Origin of the sequence: Enterobacter cloacae complex sp. P2B (genome assembly GCF_014895985.1) — a bacterium.
Taxonomy (GTDB): domain Bacteria; phylum Pseudomonadota; class Gammaproteobacteria; order Enterobacterales; family Enterobacteriaceae; genus Enterobacter; species Enterobacter bugandensis.
Window position 1 is genome coordinate 45,589 of record NZ_JADBQQ010000003.1, and the last position, 12,755, is coordinate 58,343.

The window sequence follows — 12,755 nt, forward strand, 5'->3', positions numbered from 1 at the left end:
AGGAGCAGTGATATGCGTGTTACTGGTTTAACCCCGCAAGATCTCAAGGCTTATGGTATTCACGACGTCCAGGAAGTGGTCTACAACCCCGATTACGATACGCTGTATCAGGAAGAGCTCAATCCAGCACTGGAAGGATACGAGCGCGGTGTGTTGACGAACCTTGGTGCTATCGCCGTCGATACCGGTATCTTTACCGGTCGTTCGCCGAAAGATAAGTATATCGTCCGAGACGAAACTACCCGCGATACGCTGTGGTGGGCTGACAAGGGCAAAGGGAAGAACGACAACAAACCGCTCTCCCCGGAAACCTGGCAGCATCTGAAAGGGCTCGTCACCCATCAACTTTCCGGCAAGCGTCTGTTCATTGTCGACGCTTTCTGCGGCGCTAACGCCGACACCCGCCTTTCCGTGCGTTTCATTACCGAAGTGGCCTGGCAGGCGCATTTCGTTAAGAATATGTTTATTCGTCCGACCGACGAAGAGCTGCAGGACTTCACACCTGACTTCATCGTGATGAACGGTGCGAAATGCACTAACCCACAGTGGAAAGAGCAGGGTCTGAACTCCGAAAACTTCATTGCCTTCAACCTGACCGAACGTATTCAGCTGATCGGCGGTACCTGGTATGGCGGCGAAATGAAGAAAGGGATGTTCTCGGTCATGAACTACCTGCTGCCGCTGCGCGGTATTGCCTCTATGCACTGCTCGGCGAACGTCGGCGAGAAAGGCGACGTAGCGGTGTTCTTCGGTCTTTCCGGCACCGGGAAAACCACGCTCTCCACCGATCCAAAACGCCGTCTGATTGGCGATGACGAACACGGCTGGGACGATGACGGGGTGTTTAACTTCGAAGGCGGTTGCTACGCGAAGACCATTCGCCTGTCTGAAGAGGCCGAGCCGGATATCTTCCACGCGATCCGCCGCGACGCGCTGCTGGAAAACGTCACCGTGCGTGCCGACGGCTCTATCGACTTCGACGATGCGTCAAAAACCGAAAACACCCGCGTCTCTTACCCGATCTACCACATCGACAACATCGTGAAGCCGGTGTCAAAAGCGGGCCATGCCACGAAGGTGATATTCCTGACGGCGGATGCGTTCGGCGTGCTGCCACCAGTTTCCCGCCTGACCGCCAGCCAGACGCAGTACCACTTCCTCTCTGGCTTTACCGCCAAGCTGGCGGGTACCGAGCGTGGCGTCACGGAGCCAACCCCAACCTTCTCCGCCTGCTTCGGTGCAGCCTTCCTGTCGCTTCACCCGACGCAGTACGCTGAGGTGCTGGTGAAACGCATGCAGGCATCCGGCGCGCAGGCCTACCTGGTGAATACCGGCTGGAACGGTACCGGCAAACGTATCTCCATCAAAGATACCCGCGCCATTATCGACGCCATTCTGGATGGTTCTCTGGATAACGCTGAAACCTTCACGCTGCCGATGTTCGATCTGGCCATTCCGACGGAACTGCCGGGTGTGGACACGCGTATCCTCGACCCGCGCAATACCTACGGATCGCCGGAACAGTGGCGCGAGAAGGCGGAATCGCTGGCGAAGCTGTTTATCGAGAACTTCGAGAAGTACATCGATACCCCGGCGGGTGCTGCGCTAGTGAGTGCGGGTCCGAAGCTGTAGGTAAAAGCAAAAAGGCAACGAAAGTTGCCTTTTTTAATGTTTTCTCCCTCTCCCCGTGGGAGAGGGCCGGGGTGAGGGCATCAGACCGCACTATCCCTCTTTCACCTGCCCCCGCGTCACCATAACCGGCAACCAGGCGCGAATGCTCAACCCGCCTCGCTCGCTGGTGCCGATCTCCAGCAATCCGTTATGGTTATCCACAATACGCTGCACAATCGCCAGGCCTAAGCCCGTACCGCTGGTGCTGCGCGCGCTATCGCCGCGCACAAATGGCTGGAACAGATGCTTACGCTGCTCGGGCTTAATGCCCGGGCCGTCGTCTTCCACCTGGAACCAGGCGCGGTTGAGTTCAGACCCGCTGCTAACCTTAATCCAGCCGTTACCGTAGCGCGCCGCGTTAACCACCATATTGGCCACCGCACGCTTAATGGAAAGCGGGTGCATACGAACCTGAATTTCACCGTCCTGAAGGTCAGTATCAATTTCACGCTCATAACCACTTTCTGCGGCCACCACTTCGCCCAGCACCGCGTTCAGATCGGCCATTTCCATCGGCATCTCCTGACCGGTGCGCAGGTAGTCGATGAACTGCTCGATGATGGCGTTACACTCTTCGATGTCCTTGTTAATAGACTCGGCGAGATAACCGTCCTCTTCACCCATCATCTCCGTCGCCAGACGAATACGCGTTAGCGGGGTGCGCAGGTCATGACTGACGCCGGCCATCAGCAGCGTACGGTCATCCGCCAGCTGCTTAACGCCTGCCGCCATGTGGTTAAACGCGCGCGTTACTGAGCGCACTTCAGAGGCACCATATTCGCGCAGTGGAGGAGGAATAATGCCTTTACCGACCTGCAGCGCAGCGTGCTCCAGGTCGACCAGCGGTCGGTTCTGGATACGGATAAACAGCCACGCGCCGCCTATCGCCAGCAGCATAATGGCAAGGGTATAGCGGAACAGCGGCGAGAAATCGCCCTGATGGATTTCAGTCAGCGGAACGCGTACCCAGATGTTGGGTGACAGCCAGGTTTTCAGCCAGACGACGGGCGAGCTTTTGTTGACCTCAACGCGCACTTCCGTCGGGCCACCCAGCTGCTGCGCCATCTGCTGGCTGAGGAATTCATAGTGCTGCGCCCAGCGCAGGCCAGCATCTTCCGCCGCTTCATTGGAGTAAAGCGAAATACCCAGTTCACGGTAGATTTCACGGCGAAATGCCGGGGGAACAACCAGCTGCGTGCCGTCCTCCAGCTGCAGCTTATCGGTCATCAGCATACGCACTTCGTAGGCCAGGACCTTATTAAACTGCTGGAGGCTCGGCAGAATCGCAAAGTTCAACACCACCAGGTAGGTCGTCACCAGGCTGACGAACAGCAGGGTGACGATCAGTAAGAGGGTGCGGGCAAACGAGCTTCGCGGCGAGAAGCGCATTCGCCTCATGCTTTAGAGCCGTCCGGAACGAACACGTAGCCCAGACCCCATACGGTCTGAATATAACGAGGATGCGCCGGATCTTCTTCCACCATGCGGCGCAGGCGGGAGATCTGCACGTCGATGGAGCGTTCCATTGCGGAGTATTCGCGACCGCGCGCCAGGTTCATCAGCTTGTCGCGGGAAAGCGGCTCGCGCGGGTGGCTGACCAGCGCTTTCAGTACGGCAAACTCGCCGCTGGTGAGCGGCATTGGCTCATCTTCACGGAACATCTCGCGCGTGCCGAGGTTCAGCTTGAACTTGCCGAAGGCAATCACCGCCTCTTCCTGGGACGGCGCGCCCGGCAGTTCATTCGCCTGACGGCGCAGCACGGCACGAATACGCGCCAGCAGCTCGCGCGGGTTAAACGGTTTTGGAATGTAGTCATCAGCGCCGATTTCGAGGCCCACGATACGGTCAACTTCTTCGCCCTTCGCCGTCACCATAATGATCGGCATCGGGTTGCTCTGGCTGCGCAGACGGCGGCAGATAGAAAGCCCGTCTTCACCCGGCAGCATCAGGTCGAGAACCATCAGATGGAAAGATTCGCGGGTCAGCAGACGGTCCATCTGCTCAGCGTTCGCGACGCTACGAACCTGGAAGCCCTGCTCGGTCAGATAACGCTCAAGCAGCGCGCGCAGGCGCATGTCGTCATCCACGACCAGAATTTTGTAGTTTTCTTGCATTGTGTGTACTCCCAAAGGTTCGGATAGTCTTTGTAACAGCGTATTCTAAAAAAGTGCACGTATTCGACCAGTTAATTCTGGTATAAATTCTAGTCGAAATTGTTACAAAGCATATTTAACAGCAGCTTATCTGTTCATTTCATCACATAAATCATTATTAATCCTGTCTGTTACACTGTGTGGTACGTATTGTGCGCAAAACAGAGAACCGGCAGCAAAGGCAGCACCATGAAAACGCCCCTGATCACCCGCGAAGGGTACGAAAAGCTCAAAAAAGAGATGGATTACCTGTGGCGCGAAGAGCGTCCTGAAGTAACCAAAAAGGTGACCTGGGCGGCAAGCCTGGGCGATCGCAGCGAAAATGCTGATTATCAGTACAACAAGAAGCGGCTGCGCGAAATTGACCGCCGGGTACGCTATCTGACGAAGTGTCTTGAGAATCTAAAAATCGTCGATTACTCCCCGCAGCAGGAGGGCAAAGTGTTCTTCGGCGCGTGGGTGGAGATTGAAAACGACGATGGTGACACCCTGCGTTTTCGCATTGTCGGCTACGATGAAATTTTTGGTCGTAAAGATTACATTTCTATCGACTCCCCGATGGCCCGCGCGCTGCTGAAAAAGGAAGTGGGCGATTTAGCCGTCGTGCAGACCCCAGCCGGTGAAGCCAGCTGGTACGTCAATGAGATCGTCTACGTAAAATAGTCCGAGAGCGCCCTCCCCGGCTGGCATTTTGCCGTGTCAGCCCGTATAACTATCCCCTGATTTTTGACCCACAAGATGATAAAGCCATGATGAAAGATTCGCTCTGCCGCATTATTGCGGGTGAACTTCAGGCCAGAGCCGAACAGGTAGAAGCTGCCGTTCGCCTGCTTGATGAAGGGAACACCGTGCCGTTTATTGCACGTTATCGTAAGGAAGTCACAGGCGGTCTGGATGACACGCAGCTGCGTAACCTGGAGACCCGCCTGGGCTATCTGCGCGAGCTGGAAGAACGTCGTCAGGCGATCCTCAAATCCATCGGCGAACAGGGCAAGCTGACCAGCGAGCTGGAAAGCGCCATTAACGGCACCCTGAGCAAAACCGAACTCGAAGATCTCTATCTGCCGTACAAACCGAAGCGCCGTACCCGCGGGCAGATTGCGATTGAGGCGGGCCTTGAGCCGCTGGCAGAGCTGCTGTGGAATGAGCCATCTCACGACCCGGAAACCGAAGCGGCAAAATTCGTCGACGCCGACAAAGGTGTCGCTGACACCAAGGCCGCTCTGGACGGCGCGCGCTACATCCTGATGGAGCGCTTCGCGGAAGACGCCGCCCTGCTGGCCAAAGTGCGTGATTACCTGTGGAAGAACGCCCACATCGTCTCTACCGTCGTCGCGGGCAAAGAGGAAGAAGGCGCGAAGTTCCGCGACTACTTCGATCACCACGAACCGATTTCGACCACCCCGTCTCACCGCGCGCTGGCGATGTTCCGCGGCCGCAACGAAGGCGTGCTCCAGCTCTCCCTGAACGCCGACCCGCAGTTTGACGAGCCGCCGAAAGAGAGCCACTGCGAGCAGATTATCATCGACCATCTCGGCCTGCGCCTGAACAACGCCCCGGCGGACAGCTGGCGCAAAGGCGTGGTGAGCTGGACCTGGCGCATCAAGGTGCTGATGCACCTGGAAACCGAGCTGATGGGCACCGTGCGCGAACGCGCGGAAGACGAAGCGATCAACGTCTTCGCCCGTAACCTGCATGACCTGCTGATGGCCGCTCCTGCGGGCCTGCGCGCCACCATGGGGCTCGATCCGGGTCTGCGTACCGGTGTAAAAGTCGCCGTTGTTGACGGCACCGGCAAGCTGGTCGCTACCGACACCATCTATCCGCACACCGGCCAGGCAGCGAAAGCGGCCGTCGTGGTGGCGGCGCTGTGCGAAAAATACAACGTCGAGCTGGTCGCTATCGGCAACGGCACCGCATCACGCGAAACCGAGCGTTTCTACCTCGACGTGCAAAAGCAGTTCCCGAAAGTGACGGCACAGAAAGTGATCGTCAGCGAAGCGGGCGCATCGGTCTATTCCGCCTCTGAGCTGGCGGCGCAGGAATTCCCTGACCTGGACGTTTCCCTGCGCGGCGCGGTCTCCATCGCCCGTCGTCTGCAGGATCCGCTGGCGGAGCTGGTGAAGATCGATCCGAAATCCATCGGCGTGGGCCAGTATCAGCACGACGTGAGCCAGACGCAGCTGGCGCGCAAGCTGGACGCGGTCGTGGAAGACTGCGTAAACGCCGTCGGCGTGGACCTGAACACCGCCTCCGTTCCCCTGCTGACCCGCGTGGCGGGCTTAACCCGCATGATGGCGCAGAACATCGTCGCCTGGCGCGATGAGAACGGCCAGTTCCAGAACCGTCAGCAGCTGCTGAAAGTGAGCCGTCTGGGGCCGAAAGCGTTTGAGCAGTGCGCGGGCTTCCTGCGCATCAACCACGGCGATAACCCGCTGGATGCCTCTACCGTTCACCCGGAAGCGTATCCTGTTGTTGAGCGCATCCTGGCCGCCACCCAGCAGGCGCTGAAGGATCTCATGGGCGACAGCAGCGCTCTGCGTAACCTGAAAGCCGTTGATTTCACCGACGACAAATTTGGTGTACCAACCGTTACCGACATTATCAAAGAGCTGGAAAAACCGGGCCGCGATCCGCGTCCTGAGTTCAAAACGGCGACCTTTGCTGACGGCATCGAGACCATGAACGATCTCCTGCCGGGCATGGTGCTGGAAGGCGCGGTGACCAACGTCACCAACTTCGGCGCGTTTGTGGATATCGGCGTGCACCAGGACGGTCTGGTGCATATCTCTTCCCTTGCCGACAAGTTCGTTGAAGACCCGCACACCGTGGTCAAAGCGGGCGACATCGTGAAGGTGAAAGTGCTGGAGGTGGATCTGCAGCGCAAGCGTATCGCCCTGACCATGCGTCTGGATGAGCAGCCGGGCGACACCAGCGCGCGCCGTGGCGGCAACGGCGGAGGCCGCGAGCAGCAGCGTCCGGCCACGAAAGCCACAAAACCGCGCGGGCGTGACGCGCAACCTGCGGGCAACAGCGCGATGATGGACGCGCTGGCGGCGGCGATGGGTAAGAAACGCTAAGGTACCCCCCCTCACCCTCTCCCCAAAGGGGAGAGGGTGAGGGGAATAAAATCATCTCGAAATATATGAAACCGATTGCACACCCATATTTAAACCGCTATTTATCACTCCATTAACAAATACGCTTTTTATTCCTTCCCGGGTAATTCTGCAAATATTGAGCAAGGTCAATCAGACCGCAAATTAATACGATTAACAACATCCCGTCACATTTTTATTATTGCTGATAAAAACTATTCTCATTATCATCGCAGTGTAGATTATTTAACCTCTCGTGGAATCAGGCATTATGCAATTCACTCCAGACAGTGCATGGAAAATTACCGGTTTTACCCGCGAAATTAGCCCGGCCTATCGGCAGAAGCTGCTGTCACTTGGCATGCTGCCCGGCTCATCATTCCAGGTCGTGCGTGTGGCGCCATTGGGCGATCCTGTTCATATCGAAACCCGGCGCGTAAATCTGGTTCTGCGCAAAAAAGACCTCGCATTAATTGAAGTTGAATCTTTATCCCGTTAACAAGCCAGCGGTTTCGGTGGGTCTAATACAATGAAAAAATTAACTATTGGCTTAATTGGCAATCCTAATTCCGGCAAGACAACCTTATTTAATCAGTTAACCGGCGCGCGCCAGCGCGTGGGAAATTGGGCAGGCGTAACGGTTGAACGTAAAGAAGGCCAGTTCACGACAACGGACAATCAGGTCACCCTGGTTGACCTTCCCGGCACCTACTCCTTAACCACGATTTCATCCCAGACTTCGCTCGATGAGCAAATTGCCTGCCACTACATTCTTGGCGGCGACGCGGATCTGCTGATCAACGTGGTCGACGCTTCGAACCTCGAGCGAAACCTTTACCTGACGCTACAGCTGCTGGAGCTGGGGATCCCCTGCATCGTGGCGCTCAACATGCTCGACATTGCGGAAAAACAAAAGCTGCGCATCGACGTCGATGCGCTCTCCGCGCGCCTGGGCTGTCCGGTGGTTCCGCTGGTCTCGACCCGCGCTCGCGGTATCGACGCCCTGAAGCTGGCGATTGACCGCCACGCGGGAAACCGCGACGTTGAGCTGGTGCACTACGCCCAGCCGCTGCTGCGCGAAGCCGAACTGCTGGCGCAGGAGATGGACAGCAGCATGCCTGCAAAACAGCGCCTGTGGCTCGGCCTGCAGATGCTGGAAGGGGATATCTACAGCCGCGCCTATGCCGGACACGCGGCGGATAAGCTGGACGTGGCCCTCGCCCGTCTCAGCGACGAGCTGGACGACCCGGCGCTGCACATCGCCGATGCGCGTTATCAGGCCATTGCGTCAATTTGCGACGTGGTCAGCAACGCCCTTACCGCAGAGCCCAGCCGCTTCACGGCGGCGGTGGATAAGATTGTGCTCAACCGCTTCCTCGGCTTACCCATCTTCCTGCTGGTGATGTACGTGATGTTCCTGCTCGCGATTAACATCGGTGGCGCGCTGCAGCCGATTTTTGACGCCGGTTCTGTCGCGGTCTTCGTACACGGTATTCAGTGGGTAGGTTACACCCTGCACTTCCCGGAATGGCTGACAATCTTCCTTGCCCAGGGGATTGGCGGCGGTATCAACACCGTTCTGCCGCTGGTACCGCAGATCGGCATGATGTATCTGTTCCTCTCGTTCCTCGAAGATTCCGGCTACATGGCGCGCGCCGCCTTCGTGATGGACCGCCTGATGCAGGCGCTGGGCCTGCCGGGCAAGTCCTTCGTCCCGCTGATCGTCGGCTTCGGCTGTAACGTGCCGTCGGTAATGGGCGCGCGCACCCTGGATGCACCGCGTGAACGCCTGATGACCATTATGATGGCGCCGTTTATGTCCTGCGGTGCCCGACTGGCGATCTTTGCGGTCTTCGCGGCAGCCTTTTTTGGCCAGCAGGGCGCGCTGGCGGTCTTCTCGCTGTACGTGCTGGGCATCGTGATGGCGATCCTGACCGGCTTAATGCTCAAGCACACCATCATGCGCGGTGAAGCGTCACCGTTTGTAATGGAGCTTCCGGTCTATCACGTCCCGCATCTGAAAAGCCTGGCGATCCAGACCTGGCAGCGCCTGAAAGGCTTTGTGCTGCGCGCCGGTAAGGTGATTGTTATTGTCAGTATTTTCCTGAGCGCGCTGAACAGCTTCACCCTCACCGGTCAGGCAGCAGATAACATCAACGACTCTGCCCTCGCCTCCGTCAGCCGCGTCATCACGCCGGTCTTCAAACCGATTGGCGTGCAGGAGGATAACTGGCAGGCGACCGTGGGCCTGTTCACCGGTGCGATGGCGAAAGAGGTGGTCGTCGGGACCCTGAACACGCTCTACACCGCAGAGAACATTCAGGAGCAGGAATTTAACCCGGCGGAGTTTCACCTCGGTGACGAACTGCTGGGGGCCGTAGAGGAGACCTGGCAGAGCCTGAAAGACACCTTCAGCCTGAGCGTGCTGGCTAACCCGATTGAGGCCAGCAAAGGCGATGGCGAAATGGCGACCGGTGCCATGGGCGTGATGGGCGAGAAGTTTGGCAGCGCGTCAGCGGCCTACAGCTATCTCATCTTCGTTCTGCTCTATATTCCGTGCATCTCGGTGATGGGGGCGATTGCCCGTGAGTCCAGCCGCGGCTGGATGGGCTTCTCCATTCTGTGGGGGCTGAATATCGCCTACTCGCTGGCGACGCTGTTTTACCAGACCGTTAACTTCAGCCAGCACCCGCGCTACAGCCTGGTCTGCATCCTGGCGGTCATCCTGTTTAACGTGATTGTGATTGGCCTGCTGCGCCGGGCGCGAAGCCGCGTTGATATCAACCTGCTGGCGACGCGTAAAACCCCGGCCACCTGCTGCAACAGCCCGGCTGGCGACTGTCACTAAGGGAAAAAACAGATGGCATCGTTGATTCAGGTTCGTAACTTACTGGCATTGCAGGGACGCATGGAGGCAAAACAGCTCAGCCTTAGCCTGCATACCCCGCAGCCGATGATCGATGCCATGCTGGAGCGCCTGGAAGCCATGGGTAAAGCCGTGCGGATTCAGGAAGAAGCAGAGGGTTGCCTCTCCGGCAGTTGTAAAAGCTGTCCGGAAGGAAAGGCCTGTCTCAGGGAGTGGTGGGCACTGCGCTAATAAAGCCGGGCATTGGTGCCCGGCTTTATCGTATTACTTATAGACGTCCGCAGTAGCGCGTACGTTTTTGGTATATTTCTCAGCGCTGGTAATCACGTAGTAAGTGCCGCCAAGCTCATCCGCTTTCTTAGACAGCTCACGTTTCGCGTCCATCGGCGCAGTGGTGTCAGACGTAGAAATCTCACCAATTTTCGTCAGATTCATCCCGGCAACCTTATCTTTTTCCAGCTCTTTTGCCGCAAAGGCGCCAAATGACAATGACCCAATAACCAGAGAAGTGACAATACCCGTAACAAGTTTCATAGCCTGACTCTCCATAGGATTGTTGTTTTGATTATCGTAGGCAGAACAACCGCAACGACATCTGGAGTATGGTTGCGGTGTGTAACTTTTTCCAGGCAGGATAGAAAATAATCAGTCTAAACGTTGACTTAACACAACCAACGCTGAACAAAATTCCGTCGGATGAGAGATAAACGGCGCATGCGCGGCTTTTGCTATGACCTGTGATTCGCTTTCCGGCCAGAGGGAATCCAGAAGTGGGACCACTTTGCGCGGCACCAGCCCGTCGAGATAGCCATAGATGCGCAGGTGCGGCATGCTCAGCCCGGCCAGCGGCTCGCGCAGATCGGCCGTTTTCAGGATCTCAAGACCGCCGTTAAGCACCTCGACGTCCGGCATCGGCAGGGAGAGCACCACCTGCTTTAACGCTCTGGCATCCTGACGCGCGGTTTCGGTGCCCATCGTCTGCAAGGCGAGGAATCGCTCGACGGTCCGCTGGAAATCGTCGCTCAGCTGCTGCTGGAAGCCCGCCAGAACGTCAGGTTTGATGCCGGGCCACGCCTCTTGCGCGCTAAAGCATGGCGACGAGGCCACGGTGACCAGCGCCCTAACGCGCTCGGGCCAGGAGAGCGCAATCTGGCTTGCCACCAGCCCGCCCAGACTCCAGCCCAGCCAGATGGCATTTTGCGGCGCGGCGTCTACAACGTGCTGCGCCATTTGATCAAGCGACATCGCGCCAAAGCCACGGCTGCGACCATAGCCCGGCAGATCAACCAGATGTAACGTAAATTGCGAGGCAAGTTCCTCGCTTATGCAATGCCACACTTCCGCATTCAGGCCCCATCCGTGCAGCAGCACAAGATGGCAATTTCCTGTCCCTACGGTCTGCCACCACAGCGTCTTCATCAGTTACTGTTCTCTTTTTTCACATGGAGGTTGCACATGCTAACAGTGCCTGGCTTGTGCTGGCTATGCAAAATGCCGCTTGCCCTCAGCGTGTGGGGCGTCTGTTCCGTCTGCACGCGTTCGCTGGAAAGGCGTATCACAACCTGCCCGCAATGTGGTTTACCGGCGGCGAACCGCGATTTGCCCTGCGGCCGCTGCCTGAAAAAATCCCCGCCGTGGAGCGCGCTGGTGACCGTGGATGATTATGTTCCGCCGCTGAGCGGGCTTATTCACGCCCTGAAGTTTTCCGGCCAGAGTTCGCTGGCGCAGCCCCTTGCCCGCCTGCTTTTACTGGCCGTTTTACAGGCGCGACGAACCCGCGCTTTGCCGAAAATCGACATGGTGATGAATGTCCCCTTATACCGACGCCGGCACTGGCGGCGCGGCTATAATCAAAGCGACCTGCTCTGCCGACCGCTCGCCCGGTGGCTGGGTTGTCGCTACGATGCCAGCGCGATTACCCGCGTTCATGCCACCGCCATCCAGCATCAGCTCAACGCCAGGCTTCGCAAAAGGAACCTGAAAAACGCCTTTCGCCTTGAATTGCCGGTCCACGGCCTCCATATCGCCATCGTGGATGACGTCGTCACCACAGGCAGTACCGTTGCTGAACTTTCCCGACTGCTTTTGCAAAGCGGCGCCGCGTCGGTTCAGGTATGGTGTCTGTGCCGTACCTTGTAGCCCTTCTTCAATGGGCGTATGATTATACCCAGGTAATTTAGTCAACTATTAGGCCAAAGCTATGATCCGTATTTCCGATTCTGCACAAGCGCACTTTGCCAAACTGCTGGCAAATCAGGAAGAAGGGACGCAGATCCGCGTGTTTGTGATCAATCCAGGCACTCCGAATGCAGAATGTGGTGTCTCTTATTGTCCTCCGGACGCTGTGGAAGCAACTGACACTGCCCTTAAATTTGAACAGCTCACCGCTTACGTCGATGAACTGAGCGCGCCGTATCTTGAAGATGCGGAAATCGACTTTGTCACCGACCAGCTGGGTTCTCAGCTGACCCTGAAAGCGCCAAACGCCAAAATGCGTAAAGTCTCTGACGATGCGCCGCTGATGGAGCGCGTTGAGTATCTGCTGCAGTCCCAGATCAACCCACAACTGGCCGGCCACGGTGGTCGCGTTTCCCTGATGGAAATCACGGAAGACGGCCTGGCGATCCTGCAGTTCGGCGGCGGCTGTAACGGTTGCTCCATGGTCGACGTGACCCTGAAAGAAGGGATCGAGAAGCAGCTGCTGAACGAATTCCCGGAACTGAAAGGCGTGCGCGACCTGACAGAGCACCAGCGCGGCGAGCACTCTTACTACTAATTCAGTACCCATCTGTATTGCCCGGTGGCGCTGCGCTTACCGGGCCTGACTCCCTTGCCTTCCCCTCTATATGTTGACCTGCGTCTCATAATTCAAATTTTGCCTCACCGGGTGATTCTCAACCACGACATGTTACCCGTATCATTCTCGTGGGCACTCAACACCCTTATAACAGCCGACTAAACTTAACT

At 57.3% G+C, this 12,755-nt stretch carries 12 protein-coding genes; 8 read left to right on the forward strand and 4 right to left on the reverse strand.

All coding sequences use genetic code 11. The features are described 5' to 3' along the window. The first annotated feature begins 12 nt into the window (after window positions 1–12). Complete coding sequence (gene pckA / locus IM313_RS02180; RefSeq protein WP_192971939.1) at window positions 13–1,632, forward strand: phosphoenolpyruvate carboxykinase (ATP); 1,620 nt, start codon at window positions 13–15, stop codon at window positions 1,630–1,632. A gap of 90 nt (window positions 1,633–1,722) precedes the next feature. Here pckA and envZ read toward each other — a convergent pair whose 3' ends face one another. After that, window positions 1,723–3,069, reverse strand: coding sequence for a two-component system sensor histidine kinase EnvZ (gene envZ, locus IM313_RS02185; protein ID WP_192971940.1), 1,347 nt, complete (start codon window positions 3,067–3,069; stop codon window positions 1,723–1,725). Further along, entirely contained in the window at window positions 3,066–3,785 is a 720-nt protein-coding gene (ompR, locus tag IM313_RS02190) for a two-component system response regulator OmpR (RefSeq protein ID WP_001157751.1), read from the reverse strand. The genes envZ and ompR overlap by 4 nt, the downstream gene beginning before the upstream one ends. Before the next feature lie 228 nt (window positions 3,786–4,013). Between ompR and greB the strand changes: the two genes are divergently transcribed. From greB to feoC, 5 genes are all read left to right on the forward strand, one after another. After that, complete coding sequence (greB, locus tag IM313_RS02195; RefSeq protein ID WP_014885539.1) at window positions 4,014–4,487, forward strand: transcription elongation factor GreB; 474 nt, start codon at window positions 4,014–4,016, stop codon at window positions 4,485–4,487. A gap of 86 nt (window positions 4,488–4,573) precedes the next feature. Then, window positions 4,574–6,904, forward strand: a complete 2,331-nt coding sequence (locus IM313_RS02200; RefSeq protein ID WP_028014673.1) for a Tex family protein — start codon at window positions 4,574–4,576, stop codon at window positions 6,902–6,904. Between the two features lie 289 nt (window positions 6,905–7,193). Continuing rightward, window positions 7,194–7,421: a ferrous iron transporter A gene (gene feoA / locus IM313_RS02205; protein WP_006177893.1), complete on the forward strand. Its 228-nt coding sequence runs from the start codon at window positions 7,194–7,196 to the stop codon at window positions 7,419–7,421. 30 nt (window positions 7,422–7,451) lie between these two features. Next, the gene (feoB, locus tag IM313_RS02210) at window positions 7,452–9,770 is read left to right on the forward strand and encodes a Fe(2+) transporter permease subunit FeoB (protein ID WP_192971941.1); all 2,319 of its coding nucleotides are present in this window, start codon (window positions 7,452–7,454) and stop codon (window positions 9,768–9,770) included. 12 nt (window positions 9,771–9,782) lie between these two features. Further along, window positions 9,783–10,019 carry a [Fe-S]-dependent transcriptional repressor FeoC gene (feoC, locus tag IM313_RS02215; RefSeq protein WP_045259363.1) on the forward strand — a complete coding sequence of 79 codons (237 nt, stop codon included), beginning with the start codon at window positions 9,783–9,785 and terminating at the stop codon, window positions 10,017–10,019. Window positions 10,020–10,052: 33 nt separating this feature from the next. Here feoC and IM313_RS02220 read toward each other — a convergent pair whose 3' ends face one another. Continuing rightward, window positions 10,053–10,322 (reverse strand): YdgH/BhsA/McbA-like domain containing protein, encoded by a 270-nt coding sequence (locus IM313_RS02220; RefSeq protein ID WP_045259364.1) that lies wholly within the window; start codon window positions 10,320–10,322, stop codon window positions 10,053–10,055. A gap of 111 nt (window positions 10,323–10,433) precedes the next feature. Further along, entirely contained in the window at window positions 10,434–11,207 is a 774-nt protein-coding gene (bioH, locus tag IM313_RS02225; protein WP_192971942.1) for a pimeloyl-ACP methyl ester esterase BioH, read from the reverse strand. Window positions 11,208–11,243: 36 nt separating this feature from the next. On the opposite strand from bioH, the gene gntX reads away from it, so the two are divergent. Then, the gene (gntX, locus tag IM313_RS02230) at window positions 11,244–11,927 is read left to right on the forward strand and encodes a DNA utilization protein GntX (RefSeq protein ID WP_192971943.1); all 684 of its coding nucleotides are present in this window, start codon (window positions 11,244–11,246) and stop codon (window positions 11,925–11,927) included. A 61-nt stretch (window positions 11,928–11,988) separates the two neighbouring features. Continuing rightward, window positions 11,989–12,564, forward strand: a complete 576-nt coding sequence (gene nfuA, locus IM313_RS02235) for a Fe-S biogenesis protein NfuA (protein ID WP_003861601.1) — start codon at window positions 11,989–11,991, stop codon at window positions 12,562–12,564. Window positions 12,565–12,755: the final 191 nt, after the last annotated feature.

Bases quoted from the DNA above. Each gene is read 5' to 3' on its own strand.
- pckA (WP_192971939.1), top strand. From the start codon at position 13: ATGCGTGTTACTGGTTTAACCCCGCAAGATCTCAAGGCTTATGGTATT.
- envZ (WP_192971940.1), bottom strand. From the start codon at position 3,069: ATGAGGCGAATGCGCTTCTCGCCGCGAAGCTCGTTTGCCCGCACCCTC.
- ompR (WP_001157751.1), bottom strand. From the start codon at position 3,785: ATGCAAGAAAACTACAAAATTCTGGTCGTGGATGACGACATGCGCCTG.
- greB (WP_014885539.1), top strand. From the start codon at position 4,014: ATGAAAACGCCCCTGATCACCCGCGAAGGGTACGAAAAGCTCAAAAAA.
- IM313_RS02200 (WP_028014673.1), top strand. From the start codon at position 4,574: ATGATGAAAGATTCGCTCTGCCGCATTATTGCGGGTGAACTTCAGGCC.
- feoA (WP_006177893.1), top strand. From the start codon at position 7,194: ATGCAATTCACTCCAGACAGTGCATGGAAAATTACCGGTTTTACCCGC.
- feoB (WP_192971941.1), top strand. From the start codon at position 7,452: ATGAAAAAATTAACTATTGGCTTAATTGGCAATCCTAATTCCGGCAAG.
- feoC (WP_045259363.1), top strand. From the start codon at position 9,783: ATGGCATCGTTGATTCAGGTTCGTAACTTACTGGCATTGCAGGGACGC.
- IM313_RS02220 (WP_045259364.1), bottom strand. From the start codon at position 10,322: ATGAAACTTGTTACGGGTATTGTCACTTCTCTGGTTATTGGGTCATTG.
- bioH (WP_192971942.1), bottom strand. From the start codon at position 11,207: ATGAAGACGCTGTGGTGGCAGACCGTAGGGACAGGAAATTGCCATCTT.
- gntX (WP_192971943.1), top strand. From the start codon at position 11,244: ATGCTAACAGTGCCTGGCTTGTGCTGGCTATGCAAAATGCCGCTTGCC.
- nfuA (WP_003861601.1), top strand. From the start codon at position 11,989: ATGATCCGTATTTCCGATTCTGCACAAGCGCACTTTGCCAAACTGCTG.